This window comes from Nonomuraea sp. NPDC049269 (genome assembly GCF_043197155.1).
In the GTDB taxonomy this organism is placed as follows: Bacteria; Actinomycetota; Actinomycetes; order Streptosporangiales; family Streptosporangiaceae; genus Nonomuraea.
This window is the reverse complement of the sequence record NZ_JBICSO010000014.1, coordinates 167,062-184,746: the sequence shown is the minus strand read 5'-3', so window position 1 is coordinate 184,746 and position 17,685 is coordinate 167,062. Positions and strand designations below refer to the sequence as shown.

17 protein-coding genes and 1 pseudogene are annotated in these 17,685 nt (G+C 69.9%); 7 read left to right on the top strand and 11 right to left on the bottom strand.

Features of this window, described 5'->3' with window-relative positions; all coding sequences use genetic code 11:
* Positions 1-115: 115 nt before the first annotated feature.
* A complete protein-coding gene (locus ACGFNP_RS56685; RefSeq protein ID WP_393332866.1) occupies positions 116-1,444 on the top strand; it encodes a M1 family metallopeptidase in 1,329 nt (442 codons plus the stop codon).
* An 8-nt stretch (positions 1,445-1,452) separates the two neighbouring features.
* Here ACGFNP_RS56685 and ACGFNP_RS56680 read toward each other — a convergent pair whose 3' ends face one another.
* Positions 1,453-2,004: an isochorismatase family cysteine hydrolase gene (locus ACGFNP_RS56680; protein WP_358332771.1), complete on the bottom strand. Its 552-nt coding sequence runs from the start codon at positions 2,002-2,004 to the stop codon at positions 1,453-1,455.
* Positions 2,005-2,164: 160 nt separating this feature from the next.
* Between ACGFNP_RS56680 and ACGFNP_RS56675 the strand changes: the two genes are divergently transcribed.
* A complete protein-coding gene (locus tag ACGFNP_RS56675; RefSeq protein ID WP_358332769.1) occupies positions 2,165-2,770 on the top strand; it encodes a TetR family transcriptional regulator in 606 nt (201 codons plus the stop codon).
* Positions 2,771-2,772: 2 nt separating this feature from the next.
* Here the strand turns inward: ACGFNP_RS56675 and ACGFNP_RS56670 are convergent, their stop codons facing one another.
* The 4 genes and pseudogenes from ACGFNP_RS56670 to ACGFNP_RS56655 all read right to left on the bottom strand — a co-directional run bounded on the left by ACGFNP_RS56670 (position 2,773) and on the right by ACGFNP_RS56655 (position 5,578).
* Complete coding sequence (locus ACGFNP_RS56670; protein ID WP_393332862.1) at positions 2,773-3,807, bottom strand: zinc-binding dehydrogenase; 1,035 nt, start codon at positions 3,805-3,807, stop codon at positions 2,773-2,775.
* 154 nt (positions 3,808-3,961) lie between these two features.
* Positions 3,962-4,123: pseudogene (locus ACGFNP_RS56665) on the bottom strand (FAD-dependent oxidoreductase); the annotation flags it as partial.
* Positions 4,120-4,317 (bottom strand): ferredoxin, encoded by a 198-nt coding sequence (locus tag ACGFNP_RS56660; protein WP_393332859.1) that lies wholly within the window; start codon positions 4,315-4,317, stop codon positions 4,120-4,122. The pseudogene ACGFNP_RS56665 and the gene ACGFNP_RS56660, both read right to left, overlap by 4 nt.
* A 31-nt stretch (positions 4,318-4,348) precedes the next feature.
* Positions 4,349-5,578 (bottom strand): cytochrome P450, encoded by a 1,230-nt coding sequence (locus tag ACGFNP_RS56655; RefSeq protein WP_393332856.1) that lies wholly within the window; start codon positions 5,576-5,578, stop codon positions 4,349-4,351.
* Positions 5,579-5,789: 211 nt separating this feature from the next.
* On the opposite strand from ACGFNP_RS56655, the gene ACGFNP_RS56650 reads away from it, so the two are divergent.
* From ACGFNP_RS56650 to ACGFNP_RS56635, 4 genes are all read left to right on the top strand, one after another.
* Complete coding sequence (locus ACGFNP_RS56650) at positions 5,790-6,413, top strand: TetR/AcrR family transcriptional regulator (RefSeq protein ID WP_393332853.1); 624 nt, start codon at positions 5,790-5,792, stop codon at positions 6,411-6,413.
* Positions 6,414-6,557: 144 nt separating this feature from the next.
* Positions 6,558-6,923 carry a hypothetical protein gene (locus ACGFNP_RS56645; protein ID WP_393332851.1) on the top strand — a complete coding sequence of 122 codons (366 nt, stop codon included), beginning with the start codon at positions 6,558-6,560 and terminating at the stop codon, positions 6,921-6,923.
* Positions 6,907-8,250 carry a lanthionine synthetase C family protein gene (locus ACGFNP_RS56640; protein ID WP_393332849.1) on the top strand — a complete coding sequence of 448 codons (1,344 nt, stop codon included), beginning with the start codon at positions 6,907-6,909 and terminating at the stop codon, positions 8,248-8,250. Before ACGFNP_RS56645 ends, ACGFNP_RS56640 begins: the two co-directional genes overlap by 17 nt.
* Positions 8,247-11,306 (top strand): lantibiotic dehydratase, encoded by a 3,060-nt coding sequence (locus tag ACGFNP_RS56635; protein WP_393332847.1) that lies wholly within the window; start codon positions 8,247-8,249, stop codon positions 11,304-11,306. Before ACGFNP_RS56640 ends, ACGFNP_RS56635 begins: the two co-directional genes overlap by 4 nt.
* A 2-nt stretch (positions 11,307-11,308) precedes the next feature.
* On the opposite strand, the gene ACGFNP_RS56630 is transcribed toward ACGFNP_RS56635, so the two are convergent.
* From ACGFNP_RS56630 to ACGFNP_RS56615, 4 genes are read right to left on the bottom strand one after another with little or no spacing between them, the layout of a single operon-like run.
* Positions 11,309-12,748: an MFS transporter gene (locus ACGFNP_RS56630; protein WP_393332845.1), complete on the bottom strand. Its 1,440-nt coding sequence runs from the start codon at positions 12,746-12,748 to the stop codon at positions 11,309-11,311.
* 46 nt (positions 12,749-12,794) lie between these two features.
* Positions 12,795-13,205 carry a VOC family protein gene (locus ACGFNP_RS56625; RefSeq protein ID WP_358332740.1) on the bottom strand — a complete coding sequence of 137 codons (411 nt, stop codon included), beginning with the start codon at positions 13,203-13,205 and terminating at the stop codon, positions 12,795-12,797.
* Positions 13,206-13,226: 21 nt separating this feature from the next.
* Positions 13,227-13,922: a phosphatase PAP2 family protein gene (locus tag ACGFNP_RS56620; protein ID WP_358332737.1), complete on the bottom strand. Its 696-nt coding sequence runs from the start codon at positions 13,920-13,922 to the stop codon at positions 13,227-13,229.
* Positions 13,909-14,655 carry a phosphatase PAP2 family protein gene (locus tag ACGFNP_RS56615; protein WP_358332734.1) on the bottom strand — a complete coding sequence of 249 codons (747 nt, stop codon included), beginning with the start codon at positions 14,653-14,655 and terminating at the stop codon, positions 13,909-13,911. Before ACGFNP_RS56615 ends, ACGFNP_RS56620 begins: the two co-directional genes overlap by 14 nt.
* Positions 14,656-14,753: 98 nt before the next feature.
* Between ACGFNP_RS56615 and ACGFNP_RS56610 the strand changes: the two genes are divergently transcribed.
* Positions 14,754-15,635, top strand: a complete 882-nt coding sequence (locus tag ACGFNP_RS56610) for a diacylglycerol kinase family protein (protein ID WP_358332731.1) — start codon at positions 14,754-14,756, stop codon at positions 15,633-15,635.
* Positions 15,636-15,639: 4 nt separating this feature from the next.
* Here ACGFNP_RS56610 and ACGFNP_RS56605 read toward each other — a convergent pair whose 3' ends face one another.
* Positions 15,640-16,848, bottom strand: a complete 1,209-nt coding sequence (locus tag ACGFNP_RS56605) for a dipeptidase (protein ID WP_393332840.1) — start codon at positions 16,846-16,848, stop codon at positions 15,640-15,642.
* 37 nt (positions 16,849-16,885) lie between these two features.
* A complete protein-coding gene (locus tag ACGFNP_RS56600; protein WP_358332725.1) occupies positions 16,886-17,677 on the bottom strand; it encodes a DUF1206 domain-containing protein in 792 nt (263 codons plus the stop codon).
* Positions 17,678-17,685 lie beyond the last annotated feature (8 nt).

Genomic DNA, 17,685 nt, shown 5'->3' with positions numbered 1-17,685 from the left:
GTTACGGTCATGCCGGCGCGTAACCCTTGCTGTCACAGATATTGACGGGTGTGGCGAAGGAAGTTACGTTTCGTCGGCAGATCGGGGGCCCTAGCGTCACACAAGGAGCCAACCCATGATCCGAAAAACGCTGACGTTCTGTGCGATCGCCGCGTTGCTCATCGGACTCCCCACCGCCGCCCGGGCGGCCGACGCCACCCGTACACCAGGGTCGCCCACCTACACCGTGACTCTGACCAGCAACTCCTCGGGCACCACGTGGACCGGCCACGAGAGCGTCAGCTTCACGAACCCGTCCGCCGACCCCCTCAACGAGGTCTATCTGCGCCTGTGGGACAACTACCACGGAAGCTGCCCGTCCACCCCGATCACGGTCACGAACGTCAGCGGTGGCACGGCGAGCGCGCTGAGCGTCTCCTGCACGGCACTGAAGATCACCCTCCCCACGCCGCTCGCCCAGGGACAGAACGGCTCGGTCGGCTTCGACCTGAGCATCGTCGTACCCAGCGGCGCCGACCGGTTCGGCCACGACGGCGCGTACAACTTCATCGGCAACGCCCTGCCCGTGCTGGCCGTAAGAGACGGCGCCGGCTGGCACCTGGACCCGTACACCAACAACGGCGAGTCCTTCTACCAGCTCGCCAGCGACTACCGCGTCACCCTGGACCACCCGAGCTCGCTGCTCGTGCCCGCGACCGGCACCTCCGTGGACACACCCGGCAGCTCCGGCCGGACGATCACGACCGCGACCGCCACGCACGTCCGTGAGTTCGCCTGGGGGGCCGGCGCGTTCACCAAGACCACCGGTACGACCAGCACGGGCGTCACCGTGAACGTCTACCGCGTCAGCGGCATCAGCGCGGCCAGCGCCGCCTCGATGATGACCACCGCCACGGGCTCGCTGGTCGCCCACGCCGGCCGCTTCGGCGCCTACCCCTACGGCGAGGTCGACATCGTCCTGGACAACAACTTCTGGTTCGGCGGCATGGAGTACCCGGGGTTCGTGCTCGACCTGGTCAGCTCCACCGCGCTCGCCCACGAGCTGGCCCACCAGTGGTGGTACGGCATCGTCGGCGACGACGAGTACAACACCCCATGGCTGGACGAGTCCTTCGCCGACTACGCCACCGACCTGTACCGGGGCATCGCCGGCACCAACTGCTGGAACAGCGTCACCTGGGCGTCATCGGCCGAGCGGATCAGCAACTCGATGGCCTACTGGGACGCCCACTCCAGCAGGTACGGCACCGTCGTCTACACCTACGGCAAGTGCGCCCTGCACGACCTGCGCCGCCTGATCGGCACGTCGGCCATGCAGACGCTCCTGCACGACTACGCCGCCTCCCACTGGTACGGCATCTCCACCGTGGCCGACTTCAAGGCCGCCGCGCAGGCCGCCACGACGGTCAACCTGTCGTCGTTCTGGACCACGCACCGCATCTGACGTTTTCGTCAGCGCTCCGCTGCCCAGCCGGCCACGGTGGTGACATCCGCCTGATGGGGAAACACCTTCTCCGTCAGTACGTGATGCACCTCCGGGTCGGCGTCCAGACAGCCGTCGGCCAGGACGGTGAGGCCGAAGTCCAGGTCGGCCGCCTGGCGCACGGTGGACAGCACGACGCCGCTCGTGGCGATGCCGGTGAGAACGAGATGATCGATGTCACCGGCCCGCAGCACCATGTCGAGGTCACTGCCGGCGAAGGCGCTGACGCGTCGCTTGGTGACCAGGATGTCGCCCGGTTCGGGCGCCACGTCCGGATGGACCTGGGTGGCCTCGTCGCCACCGGCCGGTGGCGTGGCGCGCGCGAGCCTGCCGAACATCTTGTTGCGGGCGCTGATCTCCGGGTACCCGGGGCGGAACCCGACGACCACATAGATCACCGGAACGCCGCCCGCGCGGGCGGCGCCGATCGCCTCGCCCAGGCGTGGCAGGTAGGCGGGATCGGGGTAACGGTCGACGACGGCGCGTTGGACGTCCATGACGAGGAGAGCCTGCTTGGCCACTGTTGCCCTTCCTGAGATAAGTCATCAGCTGATTACTTGGCAGCAGCGTAGCCAGCTGCCAGAACCATGTCAACGCGTGATTACTTGCTGCCGTCGCAGGGCTATGCTGCGGTGACATGCCGGAGTTCCCGGCTCGATGACGTCTTGAGGGAGGTCGCCGGTGGCGACGAGAAAGACCGACGGGTCCGGACAGCCTGTCGGGGGTCGTCGGCGGCGGGACGCGGCCGCGACCCGTGAGGCGCTCCTCCAGGCCGCCCGCGACCGGTTCATCCGCCTGGGGTACGACCGCACGACACTGCGGGACGTCGCCGCGGACGTCGGGGTCAACCTCGCCCTCATCAAGCGGTACTTCGACTCGAAGGAGGGCCTGTTCAAGGCGGCGCTGGCCGGCACGCCCCGGTTCCTGGGGGGTGCGGACGAGTTCCCGCGAGACCGCGCCGCCCTCGCCGAGGCCCTCAGCCACCAGTTGTCGGCCGGCGCCTGGCCTGGCGAGCACCCGGTGCTGCTGTTGCTGCGTGTCTCCGGCGACGAGCGGGTGGACGGCCTGCGCAGGCAGGCGCTGCAGGACTTCAGCCGGCGCGTGCTCGAAGCCTCGAGCGAGGGGCGGGACGACGACGAACGCCTGCTGAGGGCCGAACTCCTGGTCGCGCTGGGTGTCGGCATCGCCGTCGTACGATCCGCGGTGGGCCTGCAGCCCTTGGGCGACGCGACCGCCGACGATCTGATCGGCCCGCTTCGCGACGTCGTCGACAGCCTGCTCGGTTAGCGCTACCGATGATCGTCGAACGTCACGACCACCTTCTCCGCCGCGCCCGGTGTCAGGGCGAGCTGGAAGGCCCGCTCGGCCTCGGCGAACGGCACGCGGTGACTGATCAGCCGGGCGAAACGCTCCTGATGCTCGGCGATTTCCGACGTGACCTCGAAGATCTCCGTGGGGTAACCCTGGGACGCGATGAGCGTCATCTCGCTCCTGAGCATCGCGCCGAGGTCGATGGCCTCCGACTTCTTCTGCACGGCGACCATGACGAGCTTCGCACCCCACTTCGCCGACGCCGTCGCGGTGTTGATGACGGCGGCGGCACCGGCCGCGTCGATGTAGATGTCGGTGTCCGGGCGGGTCGCCCCGAGAGCGTTGGCGCCCTCGCCATGGAGTTCCAGCAGGCGGGCCGTCACGTCCTGATGAGAGGAGTCGATGACGGCGTCGGCCCCGACCGCCAGCGCGGTCTTCAGGCGTTCGGCGATGACGTCGACCACGACCACGTGCTGGACACCGCGGAGTTTCAGCCAGATCGCGGCGCCGAGCCCGATCGGCCCGGCTCCGAACACCACGACCTTGTCCTGCGGCCGGGCTTCGGAGCGGTTGACACAGTGCCGGGCGACCGCCATGGGCTCGTTGAGCGCGGCGACGTCGAAGGGGAGGGAATCGGGGATGACCGCCACGCTCCTGCCGACGGCCGCGTCCTCGATGAGCAGGTAGTCCCGCATGCCGCCCAGCGCACCGCCGCAGCCGATGATGCCGGAGGGCGCGGCCTGCGGATTGACCACCACGCGATCGCCGACCGCCAGGCCGGTGACCTCGGACCCGACCTCGACGATCTCGCCGGCGGGCTCATGCCCCAGCGCCACCGCCCTCGTCTGTCCTTCCGGGCCCTGGGGCATGCCGCCCAGATGGATGAAGGTCGCGTCGGTGCCGCAGATGCCGCAGGCACGTACCCGTAGCAGCACGTCCTTGGGCCCGGGAACGGGACGTTCGAGCTCCACGACCTCGACCGCGCCCGGTGCGCTGGTCTGTACAGATCTCATTGTTGTGACTCCCATTGTTGTGACTCTCCTCCTGTGAGAAAGCGGGCTCAGGCCGCCAACGTCGCTTCGCCGACGACCTCGTGCCACTTGGCGCCGGCCGCGATGGCCTGCCGCCAGGGGCGAAGGGCCTTGGGTGGCATACCGACCGAGGCTCCCATTGCGCGGTCAGGAGTTGCTTGGACAGCGGCGGCCGGTCGTAGGGAAGGTGTGGTTCGTCGCCGATGAGGGTGAGCGGGCCCGCGAAGCCCTCCCGGCGCAGGGTCTCGGCCGCCGCGAGTCCGGCGGCCGAAGCGCCGGCCACCAGGATCCTTTTCATGTCATCATCAGCCGGATGGCCGCCGCCGGGCAGATCGCCGCGGCCTCCCGCACCCCGTCGTGGAGTTCGGCGGGGGGCATCTCGTCCAGCAGGATCGCGACGCCGTCGTCCTCTCGCTGGTCGAACACCTCGGGAGCGGCCAGGACGCACTGGCCGGACGCCACGCACTTGGGTTCGTCAAGTTCTACACGCATGGGACTTCTTCCTTCTGTTGTTGAGGGCTGGTCACCAGGTGACGGGCAGGGAGCGCAGGCTGTAGGCGATTCCTTCGAACGCGAACTCGATCTCATCGATCGGGGCGGCCAGGCGGAGCGTCGGAACGCGCCGGTAGAGCGTGCTGTACACGACCTGGAGCTCTACACGGGCCAGTGACTGGCCGAGGCACTGGTGTGGGCCGTAGCCGAACGCCTGGTGCAGCCGGGCGGACCGGCCCAGATCGAGCCGTTCGGGCTCGGGGAACATCTCGGCGTCCCAGTTCGCGGCGGACAGGTCGAAGATGATCCCGTCCCCGGCGCGGATGACCTGACCGCCGATCTCGATGTCCTCCCGGGCGATCCGGCGCACCCCGGTGTGCACGATCGTCAGATAGCGCAGGAGCTCCTCGACCGCGGCGGCGACGACCTTCGGATCATCGGTGTCACGCAGCACCGCGAGCTGGTCGGGGTGCTGCAGCAGGGCGAGCGTGCCGAGGGGGATCATGCTCGCGCTGGTCTCGTGCCCGGCGATCAGCACGGCCACCCCCATGGTGGCGGCCTCGGCGCGGGTCATCTCGCCGGCCTTGATCCGGGCGGCCAGCTCCGACAGCATGTCGTCGGCGGGGGCGGTCATCTTCCGCTCGATCAGGCCATCGAGGTAGCCGACCAGCGCGGTGCTCGCCTCCTGTGCCTGCCGCGCCGACGAGCCGTGGCTCAACGCGACAGAGCTGTTGTGGTGGAAGAATTCGTTGTCCTCGTACGGCACGCCCATGAGCTCGCTGATCACCAGCGTCGGCACCGGCAGGCCCAGTGCGGTGACGAGATCGGCCGGCTTCGGCCCGGCCAGCATGGTGTCGATCAGATCGTCGGTGATCTGCTGAATGGCGGGCCGCAGAGCCTCGACCTTCTTGACCGTGAACGGCACGTTGACCATCCGGCGGAGCCGGGTGTGCTCGGGCGCGTCGGTGTTGGTGATCAGTGGCGGTGTGACCTTCGCGACCTCCGCCCGGCCCCGGGTCATGTGGGGAAACCCGGGCAGGTTCTCGTCGATGCTGATCCGCGGATCGGTGAGCAGTGTCCGCTGGTCAGCGTGGCGCGTGACGAGCCAGGGCAGGCTGCCGTCCCAGATCCGCACCTTGGAGACGGGCGCTTCGGCGGTCAGTTGCCGTACGTTCGCCGGCGGATGGAACGGGCACCCGGCGTCCCTGGTCATCGGGTAGCCGGGAACGGATCCGGCGGTGCCGGTCAATGTGTCGGTCATGGTCTCCCTCACGTCGATCTCGGGCCGGAACGGCAGGTTGTCGCCTAGCCGATCGGCAAGCCCATTCCTAGCCGATCGGCAAGCAGATAGGCCAGCCATTGTGACGCAAGTCACTTGTCGATCGGCAAGTTGGCTGCTTGCCGATCGGCAAGCTACGATCGAGGAATTCGGGAGATCGAACGCGGCGGGGACGCTGCGGTGAGGAGCAGTCGTGGCCGTCAAAGCCGTCCAGAAGGCGTCCGGTGAGCCCCATACGCGGGAGCGGCTCATCGACGTCGCGGTGCGCCTGTTCACTCGGCGCAGCTTCGCGGGCACGTCGCTCCAGATGATCGCCGACGAGATGGGGATCACCAAGGCGGCCGTCTACCACCACTTCCGCACCCGGGAGGAGCTGCTCACCGCGGTGGTGGAGCCGGTGCTGCGCCGGCTGCGGGCCATCATCGAAACCGCCGAAGCGAAACGCACTCCCCACGCGCGGGCGGAGCACCTGCTCGCCGGATATGTCGACCTGTCGGTGGAGTATCGAGCCGTGGTCGCCGTCTTCGCCAACGACGCCGGCGCGATCGAGATGCTGCGCGCCCAGCCCGAGACGAGCGACCTGATCAACCGCCAGCTGAACCTGCTCGCCGGCGTCACCCCCGGCCCGTCCGGGCGCGTCAACGCCGCCATGGTGATGGCGGGCATCGCCGCCGCGGCCGGTCCGGCACTGGTCCGCCTCGATGACGACACGCTGCGCAGGCATCTCACCGAGGCCGGCCGGCGCACCCTCGGACTCCGCGCTCCACGCCGTCCCAGCCCCGACGCGACACCCCACGAACCGGCATCGACGGACTGACCCTTCGACCTCGTCCCGATCTCCGAACACCGCCGGCGGCACCCTGACGACCGCGCGGGCGCTCGTTGCCGATTTCTGGTCCTGGCCTTGCCGGATCGTGACACTATGGAGTCGCAAGGTAACTGTGAGGAAGGTGGCCAGGTCATGAGCCCGGCGGATGATGACTTCGATCTGGACATCCGGCTCGGCACCCCCGGGGTTCCCCGGCCGGGCACTCTCGACACCGACATGACGAGCACGTGCATCACGGGGTGCCAGACCTGCGTCACCTGCAACACCTGCCCCGCGCTGTGCACGCACCAGACCAATTGCGACCAGCCGACCTGCCACACCTGCGGCCAGGAAACCTGCGAGACCTGCCACACCAACTGCGCCACGTGCCATGGTTGCCCGACCCAGGACACCTGTCCGGCCTGCCACACCGTACGGGGGCCGACGTGCGGTGACACCGCCTGCCATACCTATGACACCTGCATCGACTGCGGATCGCGTCATGTCTGCCACGACTAAGAGCGCCTGGGCCCCGGTGTTGCCGAGCGCGATGGCCGCGAGAGCCGTTTCCGTCGCGCAAGAGGTGGCGGGCCGCATGCGCGACCCTCGGCAGGTCCGGGTCCATGCGGAGAACGCGAGCCGGCAGAGCGCTTTCGCCGCCTACCGGCGGTGGCGTCCGTCCGATGTCGCGCAGGGAGACGCGGGTCTGGCGCTGCTGTTCGGTTACCTGGACGCCTGCCTGCCGGGCGATGGCTGGGACATGTGCGCGCACGAGTATCTGAGCCTGGCGGCGCGTGACGCTCAGGACATGACGCAGGTACGGCCGAGCCTTTTCGGCGGCATCGCCGGTGTCGCGTTCGCCGCGCACTCGCTGTCGCGTGACGGCAGCCGCTACCGACGACTCCTCGGGGAGCTGGACCGGTGGGTGGCTCCCCAGGCGGCCCAGGCGGCTCGCCGGCTGGCGCTGGCCGGTGCCGGCGTCCCGGTCGGCACGTTCGACGTGATCGCGGGACTGGCCGGGACCGGCGCCTATCTGCTGTGCCGCCGGCATGAGGCGGGTGCGGCGCGGGCCTTGGAGGCGGTGCTCGCCGGGTTGGTGGCGCTGTGCGGAGAGCGTGGCGGACTGCCCAACTGGCATACGCCGATCGGTGCCATGGGCGCCGACGAGCCCATGGCCCGTCAGTTCCCGCACGGCAACCTCAACTGTGGCCTGGCGCATGGCATCCCTGGTCCGCTGGCCCTGATGTCGCTGGCGATGCGGGCGGGGATCGCCGTTCCGGGGCAGCGGGAAGCGGTCCGGCGGGTGGCCGACTGGCTGGCCGAGCACCGCGCGGACGACGCGTGGGGCGCGAACTGGCCGTCCGCCGTCGCCCTGCCCTCCCCGGACTCGCCCCCGGAGCAGCCGAGACCCGGCCGCAGCGCCTGGTGTTACGGCAGTCCAGGGGTGGCGCGGGCGTTGTGGCTGGCCGGTTCGGCACTGGACGCGCCGAAGCTGCGCGCGCTGGCGGTCGAGGCGATGGCCGCCACCTACCGCCGTCCCCGCAGCCGGCGGTTCATCGACTCGCCGACCTTCTGCCACGGCGTCGCCGGGCTGCTGCAGATCACCACGCGCTTCTCCAACGACACCGGGGACGCGATGTTCGGCCAGGCCGCCGCCGAGCTCACCGAGCAGATTCTGGGGCTGTACCAGCCGGATCTTCCGCTCGGCTTCGGTGACCTGGAGCCCGGCGGCAACCGCGTGGACCAGCCGGGGCTGCTCGACGGCGCCCCGGGGGTCGCGCTCGCCCTGCTCGCCGCCGCCACCGACGTCCCGCCGGCGTGGGACCGGCTCTTCCTGCTGTCATGAGCCTCCGTCGCCCGCTCTACCGTCCGCTGGACTGGCTCGTGGTACGCACCCCGCTACTGCCCGTCGAGGACTACCTGGCCCTGGGCGAAGGGCCCCCCGACTGCGTCCGCGGGACCGCGTTGCCCGCGGACGCGCGGATACGCCGTGCGCTGCTGGTCGGCGGCGGTGATCTCCCGCGTGCCCTGGCCCGGTCGTTCAAGGACGACCGGGCAGGGCGCAAATCGGCCCGCAAGCTCCGGCGCTACCTGACCCGGATGTCGACCCGGCCGACCCCGTACGGCCTGTTCGCCGGGGTCGGCCTCGGCGCCTGGGGCGAACGGACCGGTCTCACCCTGACGGCCGACCAGCCCCGCATCCATACCCGGCCGGACATGGAATGGCTGCTGTCCCTGGTCACCGAGCTGGAGCGCCGCGCGGAGGTGCGTACGGGGCTGCGCTGGTTCGCCAACCCGGCGGCCTTCGTCCAAGCGGGCCGCGTCCGGCTCGGTGAGCGCGCGCCGAGCGGCGACGGAGCGGCCGGATCGGTCTCGCTGCGCGCCACCGCGCCGGTCCTTCGCGCGCTGGAGGTCGCCCGCGCACCGGTTCCCTACCAGTGGCTGTTCGACGAACTCACCGGCGGCTCGGCGGCGACCGCGGACAAGGTCGCCCGGCTGCTTGAGCAGTTGTGGGCGCACGGCGTGCTGTTGACCGACCTCCGGCCGCCGCTGACGGGCGGCGATCCGGCCCGGCAGGTGGCCCGGCGGCTCGCGGAGCTCCCCGCGACCCACACCGAGGCCAAGTCGCTCGACCACTTGCTGGCGGCGATGAGCAGGTGGGATCGGCTGCCTCCCGAGGCGGGCGCCGACCGCTTCGCCGATCTCGTCGAACAGGCCGAGTCCGTGCACCCCGCCGCGCCCGGCCAGGCCCGGCTGCAGAGCGACATGGCGCTCCCGCTGGGCGGCCGGACGGTTCATCGAAGGGTCGCCGTCCAGGTGGCCAGGGCCGCCGAGCTGATGCTGCGGCTGTCCCCTATGCCGCGAGGTGCGGCAACCCTGGACTCCTACCGGCGCGCGTTCGAGGCGCGCTATGGGCGGGGAACCGAGGTTCCCCTTCTGGAGTTGCTCGACCCCGAGATCGGTCTCGGCCCGCCGGAGCACCCGCAGGGCTCCGGAACGGCCACCGCGAACCGGCACCAGACACTGCTGAACCTGGCCCTGGAGGCGATCAGGGACGGCCGGCGCGTCGTCGACCTGGACGAGGCGGCCCTGACCGCCCTGGAGACCTGGGAACCGTCGCCCTCGGCCGCCCCGACTTCGCTCGACATTTCGGTATTCGTGCTGGCGGCCTCTCCTAGCGCCGTCGACGACGGCGACTTCTCGCTGGTCATCGGCCCCAACCAGGGCGGCGGCGCCGCCGGGCGTACGCTGGGCCGCTTCGCCCACCTGATCGGCCACGACGCCGTGGCCGCCCTGGCCTCCGCCGCGCGGGCCGAGGCCGCCGTCCGTCCCGGCCGGCTCTGGGCCGAGGTGGACTACCAGCCGCGCAGGGCGCGCAGCGGCAACGTCACGATCCGGCCGCTCGTCCGCGACCACGCGATCGTGCTCGACGCCGTTCCCACGGCGCCCGGCCGGGCCGTACCGGTGGACGAGCTGTTCGTCGGCGTCCGCGACGGCCGCTTCGTGGTGCGGTGGCCGGCGCTCGATCGGGAAGTGACGGCCTGCGCGGGACACATGCTCACCGGCCGGCAGGCGCCCGCGGTCGTCCGCTTCCTCGACGAGGTCGCCTGCGCCGGTCAGCCGCGGCTCGGCGGGTTCGGCTGGGGCCCGGCGGCGCAGTTCCCCTTCCTGCCCAGGGTCCGGGTGGGGAGGGTGATCTTGACCCCGGCGACCTGGCGGGTGCCGAGCATGCCGCCGGGCCTGTTCGCCGCCTGGCGGGAGCAGTGGCGGCTGCCGAGATACGTCTACCTGACCTTCAGCGACAACCGGCTCCTGCTCGACCTCGCCGACCCCGCCCAGCTCGACGAGGTGCACCACGAGCTCGGGCTGCTGCCCAAGGGCGGGACACTGATCCTCCACGAGGCGCTGCCCGCACCCGAGGACGCCTGGCTGCCCGGAGCCGACGGCCACTACATCAGTGAGCTGCTGGTCCCCGTGGTGCTCGACCATGAGCAACCGCCGCCACCGGACACCGGACGCCGGGCCGTGCCGGTCACCCGGTCGGTTCAGGCCACCGATCGTGTCCGCCCGCCCGGCAGTGACTGGCTCTACGTCAAGCTGTACCACGCGCCGGAATCGGCGGACGAGCTGATCGCCGGCCCCGTGCGGGAGTTCGGCGCCACTGTACGCGCCGACGGCCTGGCCGACGAGTGGTTCTTTCTGCGCTACGCCGATCCGGAGCCGCACCTGCGCTTCCGGTTGCGTGGCGACCCCGACGCGCTGGCCACCGTCCTGGCGCCGCGGCTGTTCCGCTGGGCGACCTCGCTCATCGACGCCGGACGCTGCGGTCGCTTCTGCGTCGACACCTACGACCGGGAGGTCGAACGGTACGGCGGCCCGGACGGGCTCGCCGTGGCCGAAACGCTGTTCGCGGTGGACAGCGAGGCCGTGGCTGACCTGCTGAACCTCGATCCCGGGCTCGACCGCACGCTCACCGCCGCCCGTACGGTCGACGACCTGCTCGCCGCCATGGGCCTGGACGAGGCCGGGCGCGCGACCTGGTACCGCGAGCGAGCCCCCGACGGCCGCACCACCGGCACGGAATACCGGAAACGGCAGACCGATCTCCGCTCAGCGCTGGGCGATCCCGCCTGGCCGAGCGCTCAGGCCGCCGGACCAGAGCTCGAACAGCTCCTCCGCGACCGCGCGGCCGGTATCCGGTCGGTCACTCGCCGGCTCGACGACCTGGACGCGCGTGGTGCGCTCTGGGTGCCCAAAGCGCATTTGATGTCCAGTTTCGTGCACATGCACTGCAACCGCCTGCTCCCCGGAGGCCCCGCGAGCGAACAGCGACTACTCGGTCTGCTGTCCCGCACCCGCGAAAGCCTCCTGCGCGCACCGCTGCGCACCGATCACGTATAGCGTCATGCGGCTTTGTCCACCTTGGCGGCCGTCAGCGGAGCGGCGATCTCCTCCAAGCCCTTGCGTTCGGCCTTGACCCCGAGGAAGAGCTCCACCAGACCCGCCACGATCATGATGATGGCGCCGATCGTGAAGGCCAGCGCCGTGTCGCCGGGCACTCCGGTCTCGACCAGATGGGCGAAGACGAGCGGGCCCGCGATGCCACCCGCCGCCGTGCCGATGGCGAAGAAGAACGCGATGGCCATCGCCCTGGTCTCCATCGGGAAGATCTCGCTGACCGTCAGATAGGCCGAACTGGCCCCAGCCGAGGCCACGAACAGCACCACCGACCAGCAGGCCGTCAGTGTCACCGCCGTGAGCATCCCCTGGTTGAACAGCCAGGCCGTGCCCAGCAGCAACACCCCCGACCCGATGTACGTGGCGGAGATCATCGGGACCCGGCCGACCGTGTCGAAGAGCGGCCCGAGCAGCAGCGGGCCCAGGAAGTTGCCGACCGCGATGACCGCGAAGTAGTAGCCGGTATGCGTGTCGATCTTGAAGAACGTGGACAGGATCTGCGCGTACCCGAAGGTGATCGCGTTGTACAGGAACGCCTGGCCGATGAAGAGCGACAGGCCGAGCACCGTCCGCTTGGGATAGAGCGCCACCATGGTGTGCGCGATCCGGACGAACCCGATCGACTTGCGCTGATGGATCGTCATCGACCGCGCCGGCTCCGGCAGGTCACCGCCGACCTGGTGCTCGATGTCGTCGACGATCTTCTCGGCCTCCTGGCCACGGCCGTGGATGAACAGCCAGCGCGGGCTCTCCGGCACGTGTCGTCGTACGAGCAGGATGGCCAGTCCGAGCACCACGCCCATCCCGAAGGCGACGCGCCAGCCGATGTTGACCGGCAGGTCGTTCAGCAGCGGCACGGTCAGCAGCGCGCCGCCCGCCGCCCCGAGCCAGTAGCTGCCGTTGATGATGATGTCGATCCGTCCCCGGTGGGCGCTCGGGATCAGCTCGTCGATGGCCGAGTTGATCGCCGCGTACTCCCCGCCGATGCCGAATCCCGTCATGAACCTGAACAGGAAGAACCACCACGCGTCGAAGGAGAACGCGGTCATCAGCGTCGCGACCAGGTAGACGACCAGCGTGATCAGGAACAGCTTCTTCCTGCCGAACCGGTCGGTCAGCCAGCCGAAGAACAGCGCTCCCGAACAGGCGCCCGCGACGTACAGCGCGGCGGCGAGGCCGGCGACCTGTGCCTGCGTGATGTCGATGCCGCTACCGGGCTTGGCGAGCTGGGCGGAGAGGTTGCCCACGATGGTCACTTCGAGCCCGTCCAGGATCCAGACGGTGCCGAGACCGATGACGATCATCCAGTGCCAGCGTGACCACGGCAGCCGATCCAGCCTCGCGGGCACCTTGGTGGTGACGGTGCCGGTATCCAGGTCGCTCATGAAAATCACTCGATACCCGGTGACCGGCCGACAAACGTCCGACGGATCAGCGCACCTCGTTGATGCGGATCAGGTTGCCCGCGGGGTCGCGGAAGGCGCAGTCGCGGATGCCGTACGGCTGCTCGGTCGGGTCCTGGACGATGTCGGCTCCGGCGGCCCGCAGCCGCGTGAAGGTGCCGTCGAGGTCGGCGGTGGCCAGGGTGATGCGGGCGTAGGTGCCCTTGGCCATCATCTCGACGATGGTGCGCCGCTCGTCGTCGGTGATGCCGAGGCCGGTGGCGGGCGGCTCCAGGACGATGGACGTGCCGGGCTGATCGGCGGGGCCGACCGTGATCCAGCGCCTCCCGTCGTGCCGGACGTCGTCTCGGACCTCGAAGCCGAGGGCGTCGCGGTAGAAGGCCAGGGCGGCGTCCGGGTCGTCGTGCGGGAGGAAGGTCCAGTGAATGGTGAGGTCCATGGCGGTCAGGCTAGGTGCGGCTCAAAGGCGGGCGCTTCTTGATTCCTGACCGGCTACGACCGGCCGCTGACGTCGCTGCTTCTCGCGCCGGTACAGGATCGCCCGCGCGGCCATCACGACGCAGCCGACGCCCAGCAGCAGGCCCCAGATGACGTCGGTGAGGAAGTGCATGCCGCGGTACAGGCGGGAGAAGGCGACGATGAGCGGGGCGGCGATGCCCAGCACCCAGATCACCACCTGGAGCGCCCTGTTGCGGATGTGCGTGCTCAGGACGAGCGCGACCCCGCAGTAGAACCCGACGGCGGCGCTGACGTGCCCCGACGGGAAGCTGGAGGTGGGCGGGGCCGGGTCGATGTGCTGCACGGGCGGCCGGTGCCGTCCGACAGGCGTGGTGGTGGCCAGGAAGATGAGCGACTGGCTCCAGACGGCCGCGACAAGGAAGATCGATTCGCGCCAGCGCTTGTACACGAGCCTGAACACGATCGCGACGATCACGGTGAGCGCCACAATGTAGGGAGTGTCCGACAGGCTGGTGCCGTAGTCGGTGAGCGTGTTCCACAGCGGGGTGCGGTCGGCGGCCAGGGTCCGGCTCACCTCCGCCTCGCCAGTGGGCCAGGCGAGGATCAGCTTGCCGACGCCGAACGTCACCCCGGCCATCAGGAGCATCGGCAATAAGATCGTCAGCGCGTAGTACTTCACGTGCTCAACTCTGGTCATGGGTCACCTTCACTGATTCGGGTTCCACTCCTTCGGCCTGCGGCGAGGCGGGCTTCCGGCCCTGCTCGCGCCGCCATGTCTCGAATCCCGCCGCGGTGGCGGCGACCACGGCCACGCCCAGGACGATCCCGGCGACCACGTCACTCACCCAGTGCACGCCGAGCGCGATCCTGGTGTAGCCGACCGACAGCACCAGGAACCAGGCCACGGCCCACACCACCCGCCGCCCCCACCGGGGCAACCTGGGCAGAACGAGAAGAACGATCACTCCGGCGCCGAGCGTCACGTTGACCGCGTGGCCCGACGGGAAGGAGTCACCCGGCGCGAGCGCGACCGGATCCGGCAGATGCGGCCTGGCCCGGGCAATGATGATCTTGAGCGCGAGGCCGAGCAGCCCGCCCACCGTCACGGTGGTGACCGCCCAGATGGCCAGCCTCGGGGCGCCCTTGTGCAGCAGCCAGCCGGCGTACGCGATGACCGCGATACGCCATGGCCACGGGCCGAACAGATCCGTCCATACGATGAGCACTCTGGTCACGTCTGGATGGGTGACCGCGTACGCGTGCAGATCTTCGGCGACGTCCGCGTCCAGCCCGTTGACGGGCATCTTGGCCACGACGAGCAGCAGGCTGAACGGGATCATGACGAGGGCCACCGCGAGGCTCGCGATCGTCAGCCGCAGCCCCAGACTGCGGTCCCGATCGACGCGTGCCTTGAGCCATTGACGCCTCACAGCCCCGCTCCTTCCTCGATAAGCGTTCGCGCTCGGCTACCCAGGCGGCGGGAATTGATTCCTGCCTGAAAGCCGGCGGCGAGGGTAGTCCGGAGGGCATGTCCCCCACCGTGGCGGTTGTCGCGCACCGCAAGAAGACTCTCGGCGCAGGCCTGGACAGGCTGCGCGTGCTCATCGCCGAGCAGGACGTCGGCGAGCTCCTCTGGTACGAGGTGCCCAAGAGCAAGAAGGCCCGGAAGAAGGTCCGCGAGGCGCTCGAACAGGGCGCCGAGCTGGTGTTCGTCTGGGGCGGCGATGGCATGGTGCAACGGTGCGCCGACGTGATGGCCGGCTCCGGCGTGCCGATGGCCGTCCTGCCGGCCGGGACCGGGAACCTGTTCGCCACCAACCTCGGCATCCCCATCGACCTCGAAGAGGCGGTGGAGATCGGCTTCCACGGACGGCGGGAGAAGCTGGACCTGGGCCTGCTGAACGGCGAGCATTTCGCGGTGATGGCCGGCGCCGGGTTCGAGGCCGAGATGATCGCCGACGCCGACGGGCAGGCCAAGAGGCAGCTCGGCAAGCTGAGCTACGTCAAGGCGGCCGTCCGGCACGTCGGCGGGCCGCTGGTGCCGATGAAGATCAAGATCGATGGGACGACCTGGTTCGAAGGGGACGCGAGCTGCCTGCTGCTGGGCAACGTGAGCACGATCGCCGGCGGCATCGAGGCGTTCGACGACGCCCGGCCGGACGACGGCTGGCTGGAGGTCGGGGTCTCCACCGCCAAGGGGCCGATCCAGTGGGCCCGGGTGATCGGCAGGATGGCCGCCGGCCGCTCCGACGACTCCCCGTTCGTCCGGATCACCCGCGCCAGGAAGGTGTCCGCCCGGTTCGGCACGCCGCTGACGTACGAGCTCGACGGCGGAGACCGCGAGGCCACCACGCGGATCAAGGCCAAGGCCGTCCCGGGCGCGCTCACGATCTGCCTACCGGCGGTGTGACCGGTCAGCCGCTTTCGGTAGCGGTGAACCGCATCGTGCTCGGCTCCTCGCGCAGCCGCAGGTCATCGGCGGTGGCCTCGGCCTGGCGCAGCACCCGCAGCACGTTGCGGCCGGCCACCTTCGCCAGGTCGGCGTCGGACCAGCCCCGGTCGGCCAGGGCCGCGAACAGCCGGGGATAACCGGTCACGTCCTCCAGCCCGTGGGGCAGCCCGTCGCACCCGTCGTAGTCGCCGCCGACACCGAGGTGGTCGATGCCTGACACGTCGCGAATGTGCGCCAGGTGCGCCACGACATGGTCGATCGTGACGGCGGGCCTCGGGTGCGACTTCGCCCGGGTGTTCAGGAACTCGTGGAACGCCTCGTAGTCATGGGTGTCGACACCGGCCGAGCGGGCGGCGTCGGTCGCGGCCAGCCGCCATTCCCGGGCGTCCTGCGACACGAAGTCGGGCACGAACGTGGCCATGCAGACCCCGCCGTTGGCCGCCAGCGTCTCCAGCACGTCATCGGGTACGTTGCGCGGCGTGGAACAGACCGCCCGCGCCGACGAATGCGAGAAGATCACCGGCGCCCGGGTCACCCGCAGGGCGTCGCGCATGGTGTCGGCCGACACGTGGGACAGGTCGACCAGCATGCCCAGCCTGTTCATCTCCCGTACGACCTCCTCCCCGAACGCGGACAGCCCGTTGTTCACCGGTTCGTCGGTCGCGGAGTCGGCCCAGGGGGTGTTGTCGTTGTGGGTGAGCGTCATGTACCGGACCCCGAGGGCGTACAGCATCCGCAGCGCCCCCAGCGAGCAGTCGATCGAATGCCCGCCCTCGGCACCCATCAACGAGGCGATCCGGCCCTCGGCGAAGACGCGCTCCACCTCGTCGGCCGTGGTCGCCAGGGCCAGCCGGTCGGGGTAGCGCCGGACCATGGCCAGCACGCAGTCGATCTGCTCCAGAGTCGCGGTGACCGCTTTCTCAGCGGGGCGGCAAGGCACGAAGACCGACCAGAACTGCGCGCCGACCATTCCGGCCGCCAGCCGGGGCAGATCGGTATGGGTCCGATCGGAGGTGTCGCCACCGATGTCGAGCTGGTCGAAGTCGTATCCGGCGAGCTTACGTGCCGTCCAGGGCAGATCGTTGTGCCCGTCGATCAGCGGGTGCTCGCGCAGCAGCCGGGTGACGCGGTGCGACGTGCTGGACGACGCGACTACCGAAGGTGCTTCCATGCTGCTCAGCCAATCACACGGGCCACCCGGTCAAGCCTCAGGTGCGTCGCCAGCGAGCCTCCCCCAGGCAGTACAGGGCGAACAGCAGCAGCCCGAGCGCCACCACCGCCAGCAGCCACGGCCCCGCCGGAGTGTCGGCGAACGCCCTGAGTGTCGCGTCGATGCCCCCGGCCTTGTCAGGGTCGAAGGTGATGGCCGCCTGGATCACGAAGACCCCGGCCAGACCGGCGATCACCCCGCGAGCGAGGTAGCCGGCGAGCCCGAGTCGGTTCATCACCGCGCCGGCCCGCGGCGGCATCGGCCTGAGCTGTTTGCGAAACTCCTTCTTGATCCCGTACCGCACCCAGTAGATGCCCAGCCCGAGGATGCCGAGCCCGATCAGCCCCACGATGACCTGTCCGGCGGGCAGCTCGAGCAGCTTGCCCGTCAGATCCTGGGACTTCTTGTCATCGGACCCGGTCTTGCCGGTCAGCAGCATGGTCAGCAGCGCGGCGCAGATGAGCACGTAGACCACGACCCGGCTGCCCGGCTCGATCCGGTCCTTGAGCTTGTGCGCCCCGAAGATCGCTTCGGACGCCTGCCACAGTGCCAGGGCGGCGAACCCCACGGCCATGACCCATAAGATCACGGATCCGAACGGCAGCGCCGCGACCGTACTGATGGCCCCGTTCTTGTCGGCCTGCTGCCCGCCGCCGCCGAACGCGATCTGGACGGCCAGCACTCCGATCAGCCCATAAAGCACACCGCGACAAACCAGCCCAACCCGCGCAAGCTTGTCCATGGCCGGGCTGTCCGCCGCCCGGCGTGCTACGGCCTCAGCTTCGCTCATGCGATTCT

What these genes read in the sequence shown, in the direction of transcription:
- ACGFNP_RS56620 (WP_358332737.1), bottom strand. Translation starts at nt 13,922, where the DNA reads ATGACCAGAGTTGAGCACGTGAAGTACTACGCGCTGACGATCTTATTG.
- ACGFNP_RS56635 (WP_393332847.1), top strand. Translation starts at nt 8,247, where the DNA reads ATGAGCCTCCGTCGCCCGCTCTACCGTCCGCTGGACTGGCTCGTGGTA.
- ACGFNP_RS56640 (WP_393332849.1), top strand. Translation starts at nt 6,907, where the DNA reads ATGTCTGCCACGACTAAGAGCGCCTGGGCCCCGGTGTTGCCGAGCGCG.
- ACGFNP_RS56670 (WP_393332862.1), bottom strand. Translation starts at nt 3,807, where the DNA reads ATGAGATCTGTACAGACCAGCGCACCGGGCGCGGTCGAGGTCGTGGAG.
- ACGFNP_RS56625 (WP_358332740.1), bottom strand. Translation starts at nt 13,205, where the DNA reads ATGGACCTCACCATTCACTGGACCTTCCTCCCGCACGACGACCCGGAC.
- ACGFNP_RS56610 (WP_358332731.1), top strand. Translation starts at nt 14,754, where the DNA reads ATGTCCCCCACCGTGGCGGTTGTCGCGCACCGCAAGAAGACTCTCGGC.
- ACGFNP_RS56630 (WP_393332845.1), bottom strand. Translation starts at nt 12,748, where the DNA reads ATGAGCGACCTGGATACCGGCACCGTCACCACCAAGGTGCCCGCGAGG.
- ACGFNP_RS56605 (WP_393332840.1), bottom strand. Translation starts at nt 16,848, where the DNA reads ATGGAAGCACCTTCGGTAGTCGCGTCGTCCAGCACGTCGCACCGCGTC.
- ACGFNP_RS56645 (WP_393332851.1), top strand. Translation starts at nt 6,558, where the DNA reads ATGAGCCCGGCGGATGATGACTTCGATCTGGACATCCGGCTCGGCACC.
- ACGFNP_RS56685 (WP_393332866.1), top strand. Translation starts at nt 116, where the DNA reads ATGATCCGAAAAACGCTGACGTTCTGTGCGATCGCCGCGTTGCTCATC.
- ACGFNP_RS56655 (WP_393332856.1), bottom strand. Translation starts at nt 5,578, where the DNA reads ATGACCGACACATTGACCGGCACCGCCGGATCCGTTCCCGGCTACCCG.
- ACGFNP_RS56660 (WP_393332859.1), bottom strand. Translation starts at nt 4,317, where the DNA reads ATGCGTGTAGAACTTGACGAACCCAAGTGCGTGGCGTCCGGCCAGTGC.
- ACGFNP_RS56600 (WP_358332725.1), bottom strand. Translation starts at nt 17,677, where the DNA reads ATGAGCGAAGCTGAGGCCGTAGCACGCCGGGCGGCGGACAGCCCGGCC.